Genomic DNA, 20,354 nt, shown 5'->3' on the forward strand with positions numbered 1-20,354 from the left:
TAATCCTCCAGAAAATTTGCAGAACAAAAGAGAAAGAAGGAATGATGCCAATGGACACATTAGAAAAAAGCGATTCATAATAAGACGAACTGATTGGTAAAATAGTTGGTTCGTCTTTTATGTTTTTTAAATATGTCGTGAAAAGGCTTACATTTCATGATATATTATATTAGAAAAGAGGAGCAGTATGATTTTTACAAATTTATTTAAAATAAGTGATTTTGAACCAGTGGATTTAAATGAAAGATTTGTTGTGAATCTATACAATCGTTGTCTGCCAACATCAACCACAACCGATTATGAACCGTCTACATTAATCGCAAAACCAAATTATTTTAATGTAGTGGATCGTTTACAGTTTGATAAACATAAACTAAAGAAAGAAAAAAAGACAATTATGTATTTAATGGGACAGTTAAGAGACGTTCATAAACATAAATATCTGGTACTGGACCATTCTATATTGAAATATGATGGAACACAGTGGACACAAAATCGTGATGCAGAACTGGCACTTCTTCATTTATGTAAAGCTTGTGATCTTATAGAACCTTTTGATGTTGGGAAAAGAGGGTTAATGTCTTATTATCATAAAGATATTATTCCAACTTTAACTCCAGAAGATAAAAATTTTAAATCCTGGTATAAGAAACAATTTGGGTGATTTTTATCACCTTTTTTTATACAATATATCTATGATCAAAAGAATATATATAGAAATCACAAATCAATGCAATTTAAGATGTTCTTTCTGTGACTTTCATCATAGAGAAATAAAAGAGATGAATTTAGATGAGTTTGAAATCATACTGAAAGAGATTCAACCCATTACTTCTTTTATTTATCTGCATGTACAGGGAGAACCATTCTGTCATAGTCAATGGGATAAAATTCTGAACTTATGTGAAAACTATAATATGAAAGTTCATATTGTGACCAATGGATTATTGTTGCCAGAGACACTATCTTATTCCTGTATTCGAAAAGTATCCATATCCATTCATTCGATTGATGAACACAATTATGATACCAAATTATATATGAATCGTATTTATCAATTTATCAAAAACAATCATTCTAAATATTATATAGATTTAAGATTCTGGGTTATCGATCGTTTAAAAGAAAAATCAAAATTCTGTTTAGACTATTTAAAGAAAGAATTTGAATTTGAAATCACAAAAAAGAAACAGTCATATCGAATTTATGAAAATACATTTGTTTCGTTTGCCTCTTCTTTTGAATGGCCAGATACAGCCAATAATGAGGTAAAACAGGGAACATGCAAAGGGGCTAAAAATATGCTGGCTATTTTAAGTGATGGACAGGTAACAATCTGTTGTCTGGATAATCATGGTTCCATTCATTTAGGAAATATTTTTGAAACTTCTTTAAAACAAATACTGGCTTCTTCTTATTATCAAAGTATAATTAACGGATTCAATGAAAATAAATGCATTGCACAATTGTGTCAGAAATGTACTTATCGGAACCGATTTCGATAGGTACATTTCTTTTTTTGCATAATGAACAAGATTTCGTTATAATAATTTTGTTGGTGATTTAAATGGATAATGTATATCAAACAAGTTTATATAAAAAATATAGAGGAGCTGTTATTATAGCCATTGATTTGATCATTGTTTTCTGTTCCTATGTACTGGTGTTTTTAGCAGGAAACAACTTCTTTTTAAATGGTGGATTTCTTCATTTCACAAAATTAATTATTTTTGGAATGATTTTTGTTCTTGTTCTTCATTTAATCAGTGAACTCTTCTTTAAACAGCATAAATCATTATGGACCTATACCGGACCTAGAGATATTATACGCAGTTTCTACAGTTTTCTATTTTGTGTTGTGATCATGTCTTTCTTTTCCCATACAATGCATGTATTTAAAATACAGACTTTTGTAGCCGCTGAATGTGTTGCTTTTGTACTGCAGATGGGAATTCGTATTGCCTATCGATATATGCATTCTTATCTGGAAAATGTAGATCGTACAACCAAAGCATTGATCATTGGAGCTGGAAATGGTGGATATTTAATGTTGAATGAGATATATCGAAATAATAAATATCCTTATCATGTGATTGGTTTTTTAGATGATTTTAAATCAAAAGGAACCATTGTCAGTGGAAAAAAAGTATTGGGAACCATTGATGAAGTGTCCGAAATTGTTGAGCAGTACAATGTAAAACAATTGTTTATATCCATTACCAATGCAACAGATGCACAGAAACAAAGAATCATTGAATTGTGTGCCAATACAAGCTGTAATACGAAAATTATGCGTTTTTCATTAGAAAATGAAAATGAAGTCAGTGTGGATGATATTTCCATTGAAGATTTATTGAATCGTCACAGTATTGATTTAAAAACAGAAGAAATTGGTTCTTATTTAGAAAATAAAGTAGTTTGTGTAACTGGAGCTGGAGGATCGATTGGTTCGGAATTGTGTCGTCAGATTGTAAAATTCAATCCTTCAAAATTAATTATGGTGGATATTAATGAAAATTCTTTATATATGTTAAAACAGGAATTTTTACGAAATCAGAGAAACCATATTATGAATGAAAAAATAGAAATGGAATCATTGATCATTTCCATTCGTGAAAGAGAAGATATATTTAAACTGATGGAAAAATATCATCCAGAAGTTGTCTATCATGCGGCAGCTCATAAACATGTTCCTTTAATGGAAGATCGACCAATGGAAGCCATTCGAAACAATGTTTTTGGTACTAAAAATGTGATTGATGCCAGCATGAAGTATGGCGTTAAACGTTTTATTATGATTTCCACAGATAAAGCAGTGAATCCGACCAATGTAATGGGAGCAACCAAACGAATGACGGAACTGATTTTACAGTCTCGTAAATGCAATGGAGACATTAAGATGGCTGCGGTTCGATTTGGGAATGTACTGGGTTCCAATGGTTCGGTGATTCCAATCTTTAAAGAACAGATCAAACAGGGAGGACCGGTAACGGTTACCGATTACAATATTCAGCGTTATTTTATGACCATACCAGAGGCTGCTCAACTTGTATTACAGGCAGGATATTACGCTCAGCATCGAGAAATCTTTGTATTGGACATGGGAAAACCAGTCAAAATATTAGATTTAGCGGAAAAAATGATTCGATTGGCGGGCAAAGTTCCTTACAAAGATATTGAGATACAGGAAATAGGTTTACGGCCTGGAGAAAAGATGTTTGAAGAATTGGCTTTAGAAATTGAAAAATGTCATAAAACCGATAACAATCTTATTTTTGTCCATGAAAGAATGGACATTTCACAGGATGATATTGATCAGAAACTAAAGGTTTTAGATGATACAATTGAAAAGACCGATGACATTTACGAAATAAAAGATATTTTAATGAAAGTTATACAATAGATAGTTGAAAAACTATCTTTTTTTATAATCACATATAATTAAATGTAATAAATAACAAATATAATGTAATAAAAGGAAATTTTTATGTATAATATATTTGTAAAAATAACTATTCATTTGGATTTTGTTTTTATAAGCAAAAGAAAGGAGAGAGTATATGAATAGAATAGCAAAATTATTTTGTCTGATTGCCTGCTGTTTTATGTTGTTTACAAATTCCCCTGTAAATGTATTTGCTCAGGAAGAAGAAACAGTAGAAGAAATCAAACAGGAAAATGAGCCAGTTTTAGAACAGGAAGAAAATGAAGAAGAACAGGAAGAAAACTTTCCGGATTTAGCAACAGGTCTGGTAGCCTCTACTTTTACAGGTATTCAAACGTTCAGCAGATGGAAACCGGGTGGAGGAAGTAAGGCCCACATAGACGTTCGTGTTGCAGGAACTTTGACTATCGCTTCTAAAGTAAATGGAGTGACTATTACAAGTGAAACTATTAATGTGCAAACAAGCAATGTCACAGGTTCAATCAATGGGTCCAGCGTATCATTTACTCGTAAATCAGGGAGTGGAAAAGAAAATGAGTGGCGTGCAAGTATTAGTAAAAAAACACCATCTTCCGATATTATTTCCATTAGCTGTACATTAACGGGAACAAATTCAAAAGGACAGAAAATCAGTGTTCCATTCAGTATTACTTATTCAGGATACAGTACATTGAATGGATTCATTCTGAACTGTCCAGATAAATCTGGATATGACATTGATATCGCTGCACAGACCATCTCAGAATCTTTTACAGTGGATCGTACCATTGAAAAAGAATGGGATGACAACAGTAACCAGGATAACAAACGTCCAGATAGTATTCAGGTTCAATTAAAAGCCAATGGTGAAAATTATGGTGATAAAATCACATTAAATGAAGAAAATGGATGGAAAGTCGAATTAACCGATTTACCTAAATATTCTTCCGGAACCAATGAAATTGTATATACAGTGGTAGAAGATAGTGTAGATAACTATACACCATCCTATGCTTATAATGGAGAAACTATCACAATCACAAATACGATTACAGAAATTGAAAAAACATCGGTTACCGTTAATAAAGTATGGAAAGACAACGATGATCAGGATCGAATTCGCCCAGATCGTATCAAAGTATATTTGATGATTGGAGATAAAGTTGTCGATTCTGTGCATCTGAGTGAAGCAAATCAATGGACATATACATTTACAAATCTGGATAAATATGCAGATGGACAAGAAATTGTATATACAGTAAGAGAATTTATTTCCGATGATTTAGAATTGCCATATAGTACAGAAATTACAGGATCTATGGCAGAAGGGTATACAATCACAAATACACATATTCCAGCTACCATTGAAAAGATTACGGTTTCTAAAACTTGGGAAGATTTAGATGACAATGATCGAATTCGTCCAGAAGATATTACCGTATATTTATATGGAAATGATTCACTTTATGATTCTATCGTATTAAATGAAGACAATGATTGGAATTCTGCTTTTATAAATGTTCCTAAATATGATAAAGGAGAAGAAATCAACTATAAGATTGAAGAAATTGATGTCGAAGGATATACATCTGAAATAAAAGGAAATATTACAGAAGGATTTGAAATTGTTAACTATCATGATCCAGAACAATTAGATCCAATTACTATTCAAAAAGTATGGGTAGATGAAGATGATAAAGATGAAATTCGTCCAGATTCCATTACAGTTTATTTACTTGCCAATGGAGACAAGGAATGTTCTTTAACTTTAACAAAAGAAGAAAACTGGCAAGTCACTCTAGAAGGTTTGTATAAATATAGAGATGGTGAAGAAATTGAATATACAATCGTTGAAGAAGAAGTAGAAGGATATACTTCAAATGTGGATGGATTCACAATCACAAATACACACGAAGTGAAAGAAGAAGAGAAAAAGGAAGAACCAAAAAAAGAAAATCCTAAGAAAAATAACACAAATACAGGAGTCACTTCTTCTTTAAAAACTTATATTTCTTTATTCACAATCAGTGGATTGGCCTTAATTCTTTTAAGTAAGAAAAGAAAATAAAATATAAAAATCAATGAACCAGGATGAAAGTCCTGGTTTTTGATTTAACATACATTGAAATGGTTAAATATTACTTTTTAATATTTTTTTTGAAAGTGAATTAAAATAAAATGAAAATTTATATATAATATATATAGATTCAATTCATGTTTTTATTTTAAACAAAAAAAGAAAGGAGAGAGGAAATGAATGGAATTAGAAAAATGATGTGTTCGATTGCGTGTTGTTTCATGATATTAGGAAATGCTCCAATAAATATCTATGCAGCCGAAGAAGATCCAACAATTGAAGCTACAATAACTGAAACTTTAGCAAACGAACCAGAACAAAATCCTGAGGTTTTAAGCACACAACCATCACAAGATCCAAGTATACAAGATCCAAGTACGGATCCAGATTTGGAAGAAGAACCTGAAGAAGAAATCAAAGAAGGAGAAACAACAGAAACACCAAATGCAGATCTAGGTGTTGCAACAGCACTTATGATGGCAGGTGCAAGTACATACCGTGGTCAAAGTGGAAATGGTCAAAATGGAAATCATGATGGAAATAGTGGCGGAGGAACAGGCGCTCATATCGATGTACGTTTTGCTGCATCTTTAACAATTGAATCTAAAGTAAATGGTATTACGGTTTCCAGTGAAACAATCAGTGTAGACACAAGTAATGTCTTAGGATCCTTTAATGGCACACCTGTGTCATTTACTCGCAAATATGGACAAGGAATTGAAAATGAATGGCGTGCAAGTATTAGTCAATTAACGCCAGCAACTGACAAAATTTCAATTTCATGTACATTAACAGGAACTAAGAAAGATGGAGAAAAAATTAATATTCCATTCTCGATGGATTATTCTGGGGCTGCAACTTTAAACCAATTTAAAACAAATTGTCCCAATCATACTGGATACGATATTAATATAGTCGCAAACGATATTTCAGAATCCTTTACTGTAAATCGCACAATTCAAAAAGTATGGGACGATGACAACAATGCGAACAATACACGTCCTGATAATATTTCTGTCCAATTATTTGCAGACAATGAAGTATATGGCGAACCAATTACTATATCAAAAGACAATAATTGGCAAATTACAATAGAAAATCTACCAAAATATTCATCGGGAAATAAAGAAATTTATTATTCAGCTGAAGAAATCAATATACCAGCTGGTTATAGTTCTTTTACTTCATGTAGTGGTCAAAACATAACAATCACAAATACGTATCGAGTAGAACAAACACAATCCATTACAGTTAGAAAAGTATGGGATGACAAAAATAATCAAGATGGAATTCGTCCGAATTCTATCAAAGTTTATTTAATGGACAATGAAGTTTCAAGAGGGGAAGTAATATTAAGTGAAGAAAATCATTGGACACATACTTTTACTGGTCTTGATGCGAATAAAGAATATCGTGTGGTTGAATACAAAGATACAACGACTACTGCATTAAATGAATATACAACAACTTATTCTGGTTCAATGCAAAATGGTTTCATAATCAAAAATAGTTATACACCAGAAACAATCGAAAAACTAAATGTAAAAAAAGTTTGGGATGATAATAATGATCAAGATGGACTTCGTCCTAAATCCATTTATGTTTACTTATATGCCAATGGAAATTATTACGATAAAATTATATTAAATGAAGAAAATGATTGGTCAGGTTCATTTGAAAATCTTCCAAAGAAATCCAATGGAGAAGACATTAAATATACTATCAAAGAACCTGCTTTAGATGGTTATACATCTAAAGTAACTGGTGATGTAGATAATGGATTTACTGTTACGAACACACAAGTATATGATTCTATAACTGTTAAAAAAGAATGGAATGACAATAATAACCAAGATGGTCTTCGGCCTGAAAAAGTTTATATTTATCTAATTGGTAAAGTGAAAACTGAAAATCGTGTCATATTTTTGGCTTATGATGAACAAATTCTTTTAAATGATACAAATAATTGGACTTATTCATATTTGGATCATCCAGTATATTATGAAGGACATAAAATTGAATATATTTTACATGAAGGGGAAGTAGATAACTATACAACTGAAATAACAGGTGATGCTGAAAATGGATTTACTATCACAAATACACATATACCAGAAGTAAAAGATATTACGGTTCAGAAAGTATGGAATGATAATGATGATTTTTATGGTAAGCGTCCAGATGAAATTACGGTAGCTTTATTTGCGAATGGTAAAGAAGTGTCTACAATTCAGGTAAAAGAAAGTGAAGATTGGACGGCTACATTTGAAGATGTTCCGGTCTATGAGAATGGAAACAAAATAAAATATGAAGTATATGAAAAATATACAATCGATAACGATGATTATAAATACTATGATTCTTCTGTTAAAGAAGATGAAAATGGTGGATTTATAATTACGAATACCTTTAATTATTTTAGTTTCACAGTTCGAAAAGTATGGAATGATCAAAATGATAAAGATGGTATACGTCCAGAAAAAGTACAGTTTGAATTGTATCAAAATGGAAAACTAAAAGATACATTTACTTTATCGGAAGGAAATGACTGGGATATTGATTTTACGGTACATGCTTTTGATGACGATGGAAATGTAATTGAGTATTCTGTTGTTGAAATTAATGTAGCTGATGGTTATACATCTAAAGTGACTGGAAGTGCATTAGATGATTTTACAATTACGAATACACATGAAATCACTAAGAAAGAAGATCCTAAGAAAGAAGAAACGAAAACCAATAACACAAATACGGGTGTTGTATCTTCTTTTAGATCAAATATTCTATTATTGACTTTAAGTGCAATTGGTGTATTCTTCTTTAATAAGAAAAGAAAATAATCTATGAATTATGATTTGCCTTGTGTATTCGCACAAGGCTTTTTCATGTGATATAATATTAAAAAATGTTCTGGAGGTTATTATGAAGAAGAAAACAAAAAAAGCACTCCTTATCACTGGATTGTCTTTGGGTGCTGCTTATGCTGGTTTGTCGATTCTTGCCAAACATTCACGCGATAAACAAAAAGAAGATCCAGATTTAAAAGTACAGACCTATGAAGATCAGGGAATTCGATTGAGTCCAAAAGATAAAACTTTTTATGAAAAATATGGAAAAAGAGTGGTTGATGTTGGCCTTTCCTTTACTGGTTTAATTGTATTGGCTCCTGTATATGGACTGATTTCTCTTGCCATTGTGATGGATGATCCAGGTCCTGTATTGTTTACTCAAAAGCGAGTGGGAGAAAATAAAACATATTTTAAGCTTCATAAATTCAGAAGTATGAAGATGAGCACGCCTCATGATGTACCAACTCATCTACTGGAAAATCCAGATCAGTATATTACTCGTGTTGGTAAAATTTTAAGAAAATATTCATTAGATGAGCTTCCTCAAATATGGGATATATTTGTGGGAAATATCACAACGGTTGGACCTAGACCGGCTTTATGGAACCAGAAAGATCTGATTGCACAAAGAGATTTATATTATGCCAATGATGTCAAACCTGGTTTAACGGGCTGGGCTCAGATCAATGGTAGAGACGAACTGGAAATTGATGTAAAAGCTTCTTTAGATGGAGAATACACTAGAGCGCTTCAAAAAAACAGTTTATCGGGTTTCATGATGGATGTGAAATGTTTCTTTAAAACGATTACTTCCGTTTTACATCATGATGGAGTCGTAGAAGGTGGAACCGGTTCTCTTCCTTCAAATTATGATCAGATTGGTTTTGGACACGATGTTAAAATCAATTTGAATAAAAAAAGAAAAGTATTGATTACAGGAAAAGATTCTTATATTGGTACTTCCTTTGAAAAATATGCGTATAAAAAATATCCGGATTCTTTTGAAATCGATACTTTGGATATGAAAGATGAAAATTGGAAAGAGCATGATTTTTCAAAATACGATGCCATTTTCCATGTTGCAGGAATTGCGCATGCAGATGTAGATTCCATTGATGAAGATCAAAAGAAATTATATTATCAGATCAATTGTGATCTAGCTTATGATTGTGCTAAGAAAGCCAAAGAAGAAGGTGTTAGACAATTCATCTTTATGTCCAGTATGATTGTTTATGGACAGATAAGCAATCTGAAACAGAGTGGTCGCATTACTCGCTTAACAAAACCTGAACCATCCAATTTCTATGGAGATTCAAAATGGAAAGCGGATTGTAAAATACGAACTTTAATGGATAAGAAATTTAATGTAGTAACGATACGTCCTCCAATGATATATGGAAAAGGAAGTAAAGGAAATTATCCGATTTTATCAAAAATTGCTCAAAAAACACCAGTGATTCCGAATGTGGAAAATGAAAGATCTATACTATATATTGAAAATTTATGTGAATTTGTTTGTCAGGTTCTATTTTCAGGAAAAGGTGGAATCTTCTTTCCACAGAATAAAGAATTAGTAAGTACTACTCAAATTATGGAAGAAGTAGCTAAAGTACATAATCACAAAGTGATTTCTTCTTCCTTATTGAGTCCAGCTGTATTTATATCCAGTACATTACCTGGAAAAGTAGGAAAACTGGTGAATAAAGCCTTTGGTTCGTGTGCGTATGATCCATCTATGAGTGTATATCCTGGATTGGATTATCAGGTTGTCGATTTTAAAAAATCAATTAAATTAACAGAAGGAAAATAAATGAAAATTGTTATCGTATGTGCTTTTGATACGTATTTTGAACGTGTCAGACTTTTAAAAAAATATTATGAAGAAAAAGGAAATGAAGTATTAATTCTTTCTTCTTCGTTTTCTCATCGGAAAAAAGAACAGATTCAATCGGATTTAGTGGATATTTCTATATCCACTAAACCGTATTATAAAAATTTATCCATTGATCGTCTTTACAATCATTATGAATTTTCGAGTAAAACAAAAGAACAATTGGAAACTATACAACCCGATTTAATTCATTGTTTGATTCCATGTAATAGTTTATGTAAAACAATGAGTGAATATAAAGAAAAACATAATGTAAAACTTATATTTGATGTAATGGATCTATGGCCAGAAACTATGCCCATTCAAACCTTAAAGAATCATTTCCCATTTACTTTATGGAAAAATATTAGAGACCGATATCTAAAAAATGCCGATTATATATTGTGTGAATGTGATCTGTTCAAAGAAAAACTGAATTTGATTCATTATGAATCTTGTAGCACTTTATACTGGTCAAAGGAAAATCTGCCTTTAGATAGTCATCCAGAATTATCGGATGATCTGGAATTCTGTTATTTAGGAAGTATCAATCATATTATTGACATTCCTTTTATCGTTCAGTTTTTAAAAGAGTGTTCTTTATATAAAAAAGTAAGACTTCACATTATTGGAAATGGAGAAAATAAAACAGACTGGATCTATTCCTGTTTAGAAAATGGTATAAATGTCATCGATCATAAAGAAATTTACGATCCTGAAAAGAAACAGAAAATATTTGATCAATGTCATTATGCTTTAAATGTTATGAAACCCAGTGTGGTAGTGGGATTGACAATGAAATCACTGGATTATTTGTGTGGCTCAATTCCAATGATCAATACAATACAGGGGGATACGTATACTTTATGTGAAGAAAAAGATTTAGGATGGAATGTAGATACTTTAAATTATAAAAAGGCTGCTTATCTATTATGTGAAGAAAGTAAAGAGTGCCAGCTTCAAAGAAGAAGAAACTGTAAGGAAGCTTATTATACTTATTTCACTTATGAGTCTTTTAAAATGAAATTAGATGAAGTTTATGGAAAAATATTACACAACGGGTAAATTTGCGAAATTGGCAAATGTCAGTGAAAGAACATTGCGATATTATGATCAGGTAGGCTTATTAAAGCCTTCTTTTGTATTGGAAAATGGATATCGACAGTATGGCAATCAGGATTTATTACGACTACAGAAAATCTTATTGTTGAGAAAATTAGGGTTTTCCATTGAAGAAATCGTTTCCTTTCTTTCCAATCAGAATAAAGAAGAAGATGTTTTAAAATCTTTACAGATGCAGAAAGAATTGATTGATCATCGAATTCAAACGTATAACAGCATTAAAGAATCTTTAACGCTAACAATGGATACCATTCAAAATCAGGGAATGAACTGGAATAAAGTCATTGAAGTTTTAAATTTATTATCAAGAGACGATCAGATGATTGAATCGTATAAGAATTCAAACAACTTAAAAGTTCGAATTAATCTACATGAATTGTACTCTCAAAATAAAATAGACTGGTTTACCTGGATCTTTTCTCATATAAAATTTTCTAAAATTAATAGTTTATTAGAAATTGGATGTGGAAATGGTCAATTGTGGTTAAACAATCATATTGAGTTGCGAAATCGACAGATTTTCTTATCCGATTCCAGTTATGGAATGATTGAAGATATAAAGAAACATTTAAGTGATGATTTTAGTTTTATGGTTTTTAATTGTGAAAACATTCCGTTTAAAAAAGATTTTTTTGATTGTGTAATTGCCAATCACGTCTTATTTTATTTAAAAGATTTACAGAAAGGTTTAAAAGAAATCTCTCGAGTTTTAAAAACGGATGGATATTTTTATTGCAGTACTTATTCAAAGAATCATATGAAAGAAATAGGGGAACTGGTACATGAATTTGATCCTTCTATTTATTTATCAAAAACAAATTTAAGTGAGCAGTTTGGTAAAGAAAATGGAGAACAATTATTAAAATCTTATTTTAAAGACATTCAATGTTTTGAATACAATGATACTTTAGTTGTCACAAATGCTTCTCATTTAGTGGATTATGTACTTTCTTGTCATGGAAATCAGAATGAAAAATTATTAAAACGTGTCAACGAATTTTATCGTTTTATTGAAGATAAAATAAAACGAAATGGAAACATTCAAATCACAAAGGAAGCTTGTCTGTTTGAATGTAAGAAAAAATAAAAAACATGTTAAAAATGAATTGAAAAAAGGATTTAAAAGGAAAGAAAGTGTTGAAACGAATACCCATTGGAATCGAAATTTTTAAAGAAAGGCTCGATACCCAATCCCACTATATTGATAAAACACAATTGATTTTCAATATAAGAAAAAGTGGTGTTCTTTACTGGACATTATAGATCAGCAGATCCTCTAAATACGTTAGAAAATAACTGCTTCTAAAGTATTACAATATTCTCATGTTATAAATTTGCGAATAAGACTTGACCCTTACGTTACGTAAGGGTTTAATATTAGTGTGCATGTAAAGGAGTTTTATTATGAAAGGTATAATTTTAGCAGGTGGAAGTGGAACACGTTTATATCCTTTAACAAAAGTAACAAGTAAACAATTGCTTCCTATTTATGACAAACCAATGATTTACTATCCAATGTCCATTTTGATGCAGGCAGGGATCAAAGACATTTTAATTATTTCTACACCGGATGATACACCTCGTTTTAAAGAATTATTAGGAGATGGACATCAGTTTGGTGTTGAATTATCGTATGTTGTGCAACCAAGTCCAGATGGATTGGCACAGGCATTTATTTTAGGAGCAGACTTTATTGGTGATGACAGTTGTGCCATGATTTTAGGAGACAATATTTTCCATGGACATGGTCTGACAAAACGGTTAAGACAAGCTGCCAATCAGGAAAAAGGAGCGACTGTATTTGGATATTATGTAGAAGACCCTGAACGTTTTGGTGTGGTTGAATTTGATGAAAATGGAAAAGCAGTTTCTTTAGAAGAGAAACCAAAGATGCCAAAATCCAATTATGCGGTTACGGGATTGTATTTCTATGATAATAAAGTGGTGGATTACGCTAAGAATTTAAAACCAAGTGCACGTGGAGAATTGGAAATTACAGATTTAAATCGCATTTATTTAGAAAACAATGAATTAAATGTCACTTTATTGGGTGATGGATTTACATGGCTGGATACAGGAACACACGAATCTTTAGTGGATGCGACAAATTTTGTGAAGACCATAGAAGAACATCAGCATCGTAAGATTGCTTGTCTGGAAGAAATTGCGTATGAAAATGGATGGATTTCTAAAGAACAATTGTTGGATACATATGAAATTTATAAAAAGAATCAATATGGTGCGTATTTAAAGAAAATTATTGATCGTAAATATATTAAGTAGGTGAAAAGATGAAAGTAACAGAAACAAAAATTCCAGGCGTATTGATCATTGATACCGATGTGTTTGGAGATCATAGAGGATATTTTACGGAAACGTATTCAAAACCTAAATATGAAAAATTGGGAATTGATGTGGAATTTGTACAGGACAATATGTCTTTTAGTTCGCAAAAAGGAACACTAAGAGGTCTTCACTGGCAAAATCCTCCTTATGCTCAATCCAAACTAGTTTCCTGTACAAAGGGAAAAGTGATCGATGTAGCTGTGGATATTCGTAAAGGATCACCCACTTATGCACAATGGGTCAGTGTTGAATTAAGTGAAGAGAACCATCGTCAGTTTTTTATTCCTCAGGGATTTGCTCATGGTTTTTTAACTTTAAGTGAGAATGTAGAATTCCGTTATAAAGTGGATAATGTTTATAATAAAGAATCCGAAGGTGGAATGCGTTATGATGATCCTACGGTTCATGTAGATTGGGGTACTTTATTAAATGGAATCGAACCGGTTTTATCACAAAAAGATAAAGATGGACCAACTTTAGAAGAATCAGACAATCAATTTATTTATGAAGGAGAATAAGATATGAAAATTTTAGTAACAGGTGGAGCTGGATTTATTGGTGGAAATTTTGTTCATTATATGGTGAATAAATATCCAGAAGATATGATTGTGAATTTAGATAAATTAACTTATGCAGGAAATTTAGAAACTTGTAAACCAGTAGAAGATAAACCAAATTATAAATTTGTAAAAGGGGATATTGCCGATCGTCCATTTATTATGGATTTGTTTGAAAAAGAAAAATTCGATGTTGTGGTTAACTTTGCGGCAGAATCGCATGTGGATCGAAGCATTGAAGATCCAGAAATCTTTGTGAAGACAAATGTTATGGGAACAACAACTTTATTGGATGCCTGTGTAAAATATGGAATTCAAAGATACCATCAAGTATCTACAGATGAAGTGTATGGAGACTTACCTTTAGATCGTCCAGACTTATTCTTTACAGAAAACACACCACTTCATACAAGTTCTCCATATTCTTCAGCAAAAGCCAGTGCGGATTTATTTGTTTTGGCTTATCATAGAACCTATGGACTTCCAGTAACAATTTCACGTTGTTCAAATAATTATGGACCTTATCATTTCCCTGAAAAATTAATTCCATTAATTATTTCACGTGCTTTAAATGATGAAACCATTCCTGTTTATGGAACGGGAGAAAACGTTAGAGACTGGTTACATGTATACGATCACTGTGTTGCCATTGATTTAATTGTTCGTAATGGTAGAGTGGGAGAAGTATACAATGTAGGTGGACACAATGAAAGAACAAATCTGGAAGTTGTCAAAACTGTATTACGTGCTTTAAATAAACCAGAATCTTTAATCACTTTTGTATCCGATCGTAAAGGACACGATATGAGATATGCCATCGATCCAACAAAATTAGAAACGGAATTGGGATGGAAACCAAAATATACATTTGATACAGGGATTCCTATGACCATTCAATGGTATTTGGATAATAAAGAATGGTGGGAAAATATCATTTCTGGAGAATATCAGAATTATTTTGATAAAATGTACGTAGAAAAAGGAAGAGCCAATAAATAATGAAAGTATTTGTGACAGGAGTTGGAGGTCAATTAGGCCACGATGTAATCAATGAATTGGATAAAAGAGGACATATAGGAATTGGCAGTGATATTCATGAAACCTATAGTGGGATTCAGGATAACAGTGCAGTAACAAAAGCACAATATGTTTCTTTAGACATTACCAATGAAAAAGATGTAATGGATACCATTCTGTCTATAAAGCCAGATGCCATCATTCACTGTGCAGCCTGGACAGCTGTGGATTTAGCAGAGGACGATGACAAAATTGAAAAAGTTCGTTTGGTTAATGTGAAAGGAACCGAAAATATCGCAAAAGCAGCAAAAGCTGTGAACTGTAAGTGCTTATATTTATCTACGGATTATGTATTTGATGGTCAAGGGGATATACCTTGGGATCCAGATTGTAAAGATTATAAACCATTAAATGTTTATGGACAGACCAAATTAGAAGGAGAATTGAAAATATCTTCTATTTTAGATAAATATTTTATTGTTCGTATCGCATGGGTATTTGGTTTAAATGGAAACAATTTTATTAAAACGATGTTAAATATTGGGAAAAAATATGAAACATTAAGAGTTGTCAACGATCAGATTGGTACACCAACGTATACATATGATTTAGCTCGTTTATTAGTGGATATGATTGAAAGTGAACAATATGGTTATTATCATGCCACAAATGAAGGTGGATATATTTCATGGTATGATTTTGCGTGTGAAATTTTTAAACAGGCAGGTTATGAGACAAAGGTCATTCCTGTAACAACGAAAGAATATGGATTATCTAAAGCCGCTCGTCCATTTAATTCACGATTGGATAAATCTAAATTGGTTAAAAATGGTTTTACACCTTTACCAACCTGGCAAGATGCGTTATCCAGATATTTAAAAGAGATTGGATAATTTCAGTATCAAAAAAATGATTTATTGACCGGTCTTATAAGATCGGTTTTTTATTATAAATCAGAACAGTAATCAAAGTCTGTGATATACAATGAACAGCTTCTTTCCACAATCAAAAGATTTAGACCTTTTGAGGATACGTACATGTGTATCTTATTTCGAAACAATATAGAACGACTGGAAAAAGAGAATGTTGAAATTAAAAAATATGGAAGTGGAAAATGGCTCAAAAGCTAAATGAACTTTTCTGTTCCAGTTCTTTTTAAAAAAAGTGCACTGGAACAATCATTAAACAAACAATCTCAATTTTTGACACATTTATACTTAAAAAGATAATTTCTAATATTTATAAAATTTTGTATTCTTATGATGCAAGGAGAAAGAAAATGAAAAGTTTAGAAATCGTTCAAAAATTTTTTAAAATGTTTAAAGTTTTATCAAAAATAGCTATGATATTTTGTATTGTGATCAGTTGTATCTGGGTTGTGGGTCTGATCTGTGCTTTATTTTATACAGATATAACAACATTAAATAAAGTCTTTATGGTTCAGAATATGAATACAAGTACATTATGGGTATCTTGTTTATGTGGAATGATCCTATCTGTAACTTATGGTATTTTATCTTATTATTCTTATAAGTATTGTGAAAAAGAAGTAAATGATGGAACACCTTTTACACATGAAGGGGCTACAATGATAAGACAACTGGCAATAAAATCTATATGGATGCCTATTGTTTCCTATATAGTATGTGAAATATTTATTACTTTATATGAAATTCAATATTATGATTTTGAAGCCTGGTTCAGTATTGGATGGATCCTATTATTATTTTTACTGGCTGCCATATTTGATTATGGAGCGGAATTAAAAGAACAGTCAAATTAGATTGTTTTTGAATAAAAAATATATGTTTTACAATTAAATGTAAGATAGAAAGAATGATAAAAAAGATAGAAATAAACAACGTTCAGGTAATTTCTATCTTTTTTATTTTGTTTATATATTTTGAATATTTAGGAAAACTGAAATGATTAGTGTATAATGTATTTGTTTAGATTGTGAGAAATAAAATGAAAATTAAAACTTTTATTCATAATATATTGAAGTTTGGATTGATAACAACATTAAAACAAAGAAAACTTACTAAAAAAAGACAAAAATTGTCTTTGAAAGATATACAATCTTTTCATATGGTAGACGATGCTGTTTTGTCATCCCAAAGAAATATAAAATTTAAAGAGGGTATTCTTTTTAGTATTATTACTCCTCTTTATAATACACCTAAAGAATATTTAGAAGAATTGATTGAATCCGTAAAAAAACAAACATATGAAAATTGGGAATTGTGTTTTGCGGATGGAAGTGATTTTTCACATAACTACGTTGAAGATATATGTAAAAAATGTATTTTGGAAGATAAACGTATTAAATACATAAAATTAACAGAAAATAAAGGAATTTCTGAAAATACAAATGAATGTATAAAAATTGCTAAAGGTAATTATTATGTTTTACTCGATCATGATGATTTATTGCATCCGAGTGCGTTATTTGAAGCTGCTAAAGTTATTGAAGAAAAAAATGCAGATTTTATATATACAGATGAAGCAAAATTTTCAAAAAAGCCAGAGTTGATAGATAATATTTATAATTTTAATTTTAAATCAGGATTTGGTATCGATGAATTAAGATCTCATAATTATATTTGTCATCTTACTATATTTAATAAATCATTAATTCAAAATGAGAAGGTTATTTACAGAAAAGAATTTGATGGAAGTCAAGATCATGATATGGTTTTGAGATTAACTGAAAAAGCAAAATGTATCGTTCACATTCCAAAAGTCCTATATTATTGGAGAGTCCATGAAAATTCTGTATCAAAAAATATTAATGTAAAGAGTTATTGTATTGATTCTGCAATAAAAGCAGTTACAGAACAATTGATAAGAAATAATGAAAATGGTATTGTTTATAGTAGTTTTCCGTTTCAAACTTTGTATAAGATTGATTATAAATATGATCCTAAAGTGAATATCACAATTATTCTTCACCATTGTGAAAATAGAAATATACTTGAAAAAAACATTAAAGAGCTAAGAAAAATAGGTGATTTTGAAATAATATATTTATATTCGGAACCTATTTCTTCATTGGGCGGGATTAATTTTATTTCAAACAATATTAATTTTTCTGATCAAATAAATCAAGCCGTAAAACAATCATCGAATGAGTTTATTTTACTTTTAGAATGTGGATGTGTCCCAAAAAATTTGGATTGTATTTATCAGCTATTAATGCATGTACAAAGAAAGAATATAGGGTCTGTTAGTGGAAAAGTAATTAATAAGGATAATACAGTTTACTATGCTGGAATAGCTTTAGATTTTAGTAAAAATGACTGTATTTATCGTTTTGGTGAATTAAGTACCACAATGGACTATGGTTATGAAGCCATGTTAAGCTATGTAAGAAATACTACAATACAGTCAGATACTTGTTTAATCTTTAAAAAAGAATTGTTTAATAAAATAAATGGTTTTAATGATATAAAAGGTTATGAATGTATAGATTTTTCATTGAGATTATTTAGTGAAGGATATAGAAATGTTTGGACTCCATATGCGCTGTTTTCAAAAATTAATAAAAACAATGATTATAGTTACGACAGTTCAGAATTTTATGGTTTTTGGAATGGAATGAAAGAAGAGTATTTAAATGATTCAATTAAAAAAATTCATTTAGTTTAAAGGAGTTATATGGCAAATAAAATCACATTAAAAGATAAAGTAGAATTTTTATAAAAAAATGAGGGGATTGTAGGATTAATTCGTAAAACATTTTTCTATTTACATAAAAACATGAGAGAAAAATAGATGATGAATTAAATAATTATTAATTATTTATCAAATGAAAATCCAATTAAATTATTGATTCAAAATTTTAGTCCGTATTATAAAAATATTAAAACCAAAAAGGCTAGGGTAATGGATATTTTCTTTGCGATAAAACAAAGACTAGTGTAGAATAGGAATGTTTAGTAAAATTGAGGTAATTATGGATAAACAAAATGCGATTGAAGTAAAAGATATGTCTAAAAGCTTTAAGATTCAACATGATACCGCAAAAGGTTTAAAAGAAAAACTGTTGTTTTGGAATAGAGGTACTGTTGAATATCATGAAGTTTTAAAACATATTAGCTTAAATATAAAAAAAGGAGAAACGGTGGCTTTGATTGGTACCAATGGCTCTGGTAAATCTACTTTATTAAAATTAATGACAAAGATTTATTATCCTACTTCTGGTACGTTAGAAACAAATGGTAAATTAACTTCTTTATTAGAATTGGGAGCTGGGTTTCATACCGAATTTACGGGAAGAGAAAATATTTATTTTAATGCATCGATTTTTGGTCTGACACGGGCAGATATTGATAAAAGAATCGATGAAATTATTGAATTTTCTGAATTAGGAGATTTTATCAATTCACCAGTTCGTACTTACTCTTCTGGTATGTTCATGCGTTTGGCCTTTTCAGTTGCGATTAATGTAGACGCGGATATTCTTTTAATTGATGAAATCTTAGCTGTTGGGGATCAACATTTTCAGGATAAATGTTATGCGAAATTAGAAGAATTAAAAAAAGAAGGAAAAACCATTGTCATTGTTACTCATTCTTTAGATGTTGTAAAAGAAATGTGTACACGAGCTATTTGGATTTATAATGGAGAATTAAAAATGGATGGAGAACCATCTTTAGTTGTAGATGCTTATTTAAAACAAATTGCTGAAGATCATAAAAATAAATCAAAGAAAGTCTCAAAAGATATTGAATTAAAAGCAGATTTATTTATTGATGAACCAGATCAATATGAAGTTGTGGATTCTACACAGGATTCTTTATTGTTAAGAGGATGGTGTGTAACCAATGACGATGAAAGTGTATTAAAAGTTTCATTAGATGGTAAAGAAGTGGAAGAAATTGAAAGACATCCTAGAGGTGATGTTTATGCAGTCTATTATGAAATGTATGATGGAATGTTAAATGCAGATATTTTAGGATGGAAGAAAAATGTAATGATGTCAAATTTAGAAAAAGGTATACATAAAGTTGTTGTTTCTTGCTGGTGTGAAGATGGTCGATGTTTGGCTTCTAAAGAACAGACATTTACAATTGAATAGTGGGGTGAAAAG

15 protein-coding genes are annotated in these 20,354 nt (G+C 30.6%); all 15 read left to right on the forward strand.

Translation table 11 applies throughout. The features are described from left to right. Positions 1-187: 187 nt before the first annotated feature. The 15 genes from FYJ50_RS00060 to FYJ50_RS00130 all read left to right on the forward strand — a co-directional run bounded on the left by FYJ50_RS00060 (position 188) and on the right by FYJ50_RS00130 (position 20,342). Positions 188-664, forward strand: coding sequence for a hypothetical protein (locus tag FYJ50_RS00060; protein ID WP_154458995.1), 477 nt, complete (start codon positions 188-190; stop codon positions 662-664). Positions 665-695: 31 nt separating this feature from the next. Further along, positions 696-1,505: a radical SAM/SPASM domain-containing protein gene (locus FYJ50_RS00065; RefSeq protein WP_154458996.1), complete on the forward strand. Its 810-nt coding sequence runs from the start codon at positions 696-698 to the stop codon at positions 1,503-1,505. A gap of 62 nt (positions 1,506-1,567) precedes the next feature. Continuing rightward, positions 1,568-3,403 carry a polysaccharide biosynthesis protein gene (locus FYJ50_RS00070; RefSeq protein ID WP_154458997.1) on the forward strand — a complete coding sequence of 612 codons (1,836 nt, stop codon included), beginning with the start codon at positions 1,568-1,570 and terminating at the stop codon, positions 3,401-3,403. A 157-nt stretch (positions 3,404-3,560) separates the two neighbouring features. Then, positions 3,561-5,492, forward strand: coding sequence for a Cna B-type domain-containing protein (locus FYJ50_RS00075; protein ID WP_154458998.1), 1,932 nt, complete (start codon positions 3,561-3,563; stop codon positions 5,490-5,492). A 185-nt stretch (positions 5,493-5,677) separates the two neighbouring features. After that, positions 5,678-8,341 (forward strand): Cna B-type domain-containing protein, encoded by a 2,664-nt coding sequence (locus FYJ50_RS00080; protein WP_154458999.1) that lies wholly within the window; start codon positions 5,678-5,680, stop codon positions 8,339-8,341. 82 nt (positions 8,342-8,423) lie between these two features. After that, the gene (locus tag FYJ50_RS10785) at positions 8,424-10,160 is read left to right on the forward strand and encodes a sugar transferase (protein ID WP_154459000.1); all 1,737 of its coding nucleotides are present in this window, start codon (positions 8,424-8,426) and stop codon (positions 10,158-10,160) included. After that, positions 10,161-11,285, forward strand: a complete 1,125-nt coding sequence (locus FYJ50_RS00090) for a glycosyltransferase family protein (protein ID WP_154459001.1) — start codon at positions 10,161-10,163, stop codon at positions 11,283-11,285. Continuing rightward, a complete protein-coding gene (locus FYJ50_RS00095) occupies positions 11,260-12,429 on the forward strand; it encodes a MerR family transcriptional regulator (RefSeq protein WP_154459002.1) in 1,170 nt (389 codons plus the stop codon). The genes FYJ50_RS00090 and FYJ50_RS00095 overlap by 26 nt, the downstream gene beginning before the upstream one ends. Positions 12,430-12,746: 317 nt before the next feature. Beyond that, on the forward strand, positions 12,747-13,625 hold the full coding sequence (gene rfbA / locus FYJ50_RS00100; protein WP_154459003.1) for a glucose-1-phosphate thymidylyltransferase RfbA: 879 nt from the start codon (positions 12,747-12,749) through the stop codon (positions 13,623-13,625). 8 nt (positions 13,626-13,633) lie between these two features. Then, positions 13,634-14,206 (forward strand): dTDP-4-dehydrorhamnose 3,5-epimerase, encoded by a 573-nt coding sequence (gene rfbC / locus FYJ50_RS00105; RefSeq protein WP_154459004.1) that lies wholly within the window; start codon positions 13,634-13,636, stop codon positions 14,204-14,206. A 3-nt stretch (positions 14,207-14,209) separates the two neighbouring features. Then, a complete protein-coding gene (gene rfbB / locus FYJ50_RS00110; protein WP_154459005.1) occupies positions 14,210-15,244 on the forward strand; it encodes a dTDP-glucose 4,6-dehydratase in 1,035 nt (344 codons plus the stop codon). After that, the gene (rfbD, locus tag FYJ50_RS00115) at positions 15,244-16,155 is read left to right on the forward strand and encodes a dTDP-4-dehydrorhamnose reductase (RefSeq protein WP_154459006.1); all 912 of its coding nucleotides are present in this window, start codon (positions 15,244-15,246) and stop codon (positions 16,153-16,155) included. Before rfbB ends, rfbD begins: the two co-directional genes overlap by 1 nt. Positions 16,156-16,541: 386 nt before the next feature. Continuing rightward, positions 16,542-17,045 carry a hypothetical protein gene (locus FYJ50_RS00120; protein WP_154459007.1) on the forward strand — a complete coding sequence of 168 codons (504 nt, stop codon included), beginning with the start codon at positions 16,542-16,544 and terminating at the stop codon, positions 17,043-17,045. Between the two features lie 185 nt (positions 17,046-17,230). Further along, positions 17,231-18,910, forward strand: coding sequence for a glycosyltransferase (locus FYJ50_RS00125; protein WP_154459008.1), 1,680 nt, complete (start codon positions 17,231-17,233; stop codon positions 18,908-18,910). Positions 18,911-19,217: 307 nt separating this feature from the next. Then, positions 19,218-20,342 (forward strand): ABC transporter ATP-binding protein, encoded by a 1,125-nt coding sequence (locus tag FYJ50_RS00130; protein ID WP_154459009.1) that lies wholly within the window; start codon positions 19,218-19,220, stop codon positions 20,340-20,342. Positions 20,343-20,354 lie beyond the last annotated feature (12 nt).

The sequence above is a fragment of the Floccifex porci genome, assembly GCF_009696175.1.
Lineage (GTDB): Bacteria > Bacillota_I > Bacilli_A > Erysipelotrichales > Erysipelotrichaceae > Floccifex > Floccifex porci.

Bases quoted from the DNA above. Each gene is read 5' to 3' on its own strand.
- FYJ50_RS00080 (WP_154458999.1), top strand. From the start codon at position 5,678: ATGAATGGAATTAGAAAAATGATGTGTTCGATTGCGTGTTGTTTCATG.
- rfbA (WP_154459003.1), top strand. From the start codon at position 12,747: ATGAAAGGTATAATTTTAGCAGGTGGAAGTGGAACACGTTTATATCCT.
- FYJ50_RS00070 (WP_154458997.1), top strand. From the start codon at position 1,568: ATGGATAATGTATATCAAACAAGTTTATATAAAAAATATAGAGGAGCT.
- FYJ50_RS00095 (WP_154459002.1), top strand. From the start codon at position 11,260: ATGGAAAAATATTACACAACGGGTAAATTTGCGAAATTGGCAAATGTC.
- rfbD (WP_154459006.1), top strand. From the start codon at position 15,244: ATGAAAGTATTTGTGACAGGAGTTGGAGGTCAATTAGGCCACGATGTA.
- FYJ50_RS10785 (WP_154459000.1), top strand. From the start codon at position 8,424: ATGAAGAAGAAAACAAAAAAAGCACTCCTTATCACTGGATTGTCTTTG.
- FYJ50_RS00060 (WP_154458995.1), top strand. From the start codon at position 188: ATGATTTTTACAAATTTATTTAAAATAAGTGATTTTGAACCAGTGGAT.
- FYJ50_RS00120 (WP_154459007.1), top strand. From the start codon at position 16,542: ATGAAAAGTTTAGAAATCGTTCAAAAATTTTTTAAAATGTTTAAAGTT.
- FYJ50_RS00065 (WP_154458996.1), top strand. From the start codon at position 696: ATGATCAAAAGAATATATATAGAAATCACAAATCAATGCAATTTAAGA.
- rfbB (WP_154459005.1), top strand. From the start codon at position 14,210: ATGAAAATTTTAGTAACAGGTGGAGCTGGATTTATTGGTGGAAATTTT.
- rfbC (WP_154459004.1), top strand. From the start codon at position 13,634: ATGAAAGTAACAGAAACAAAAATTCCAGGCGTATTGATCATTGATACC.
- FYJ50_RS00125 (WP_154459008.1), top strand. From the start codon at position 17,231: ATGAAAATTAAAACTTTTATTCATAATATATTGAAGTTTGGATTGATA.
- FYJ50_RS00130 (WP_154459009.1), top strand. From the start codon at position 19,218: ATGGATAAACAAAATGCGATTGAAGTAAAAGATATGTCTAAAAGCTTT.
- FYJ50_RS00090 (WP_154459001.1), top strand. From the start codon at position 10,161: ATGAAAATTGTTATCGTATGTGCTTTTGATACGTATTTTGAACGTGTC.
- FYJ50_RS00075 (WP_154458998.1), top strand. From the start codon at position 3,561: ATGAATAGAATAGCAAAATTATTTTGTCTGATTGCCTGCTGTTTTATG.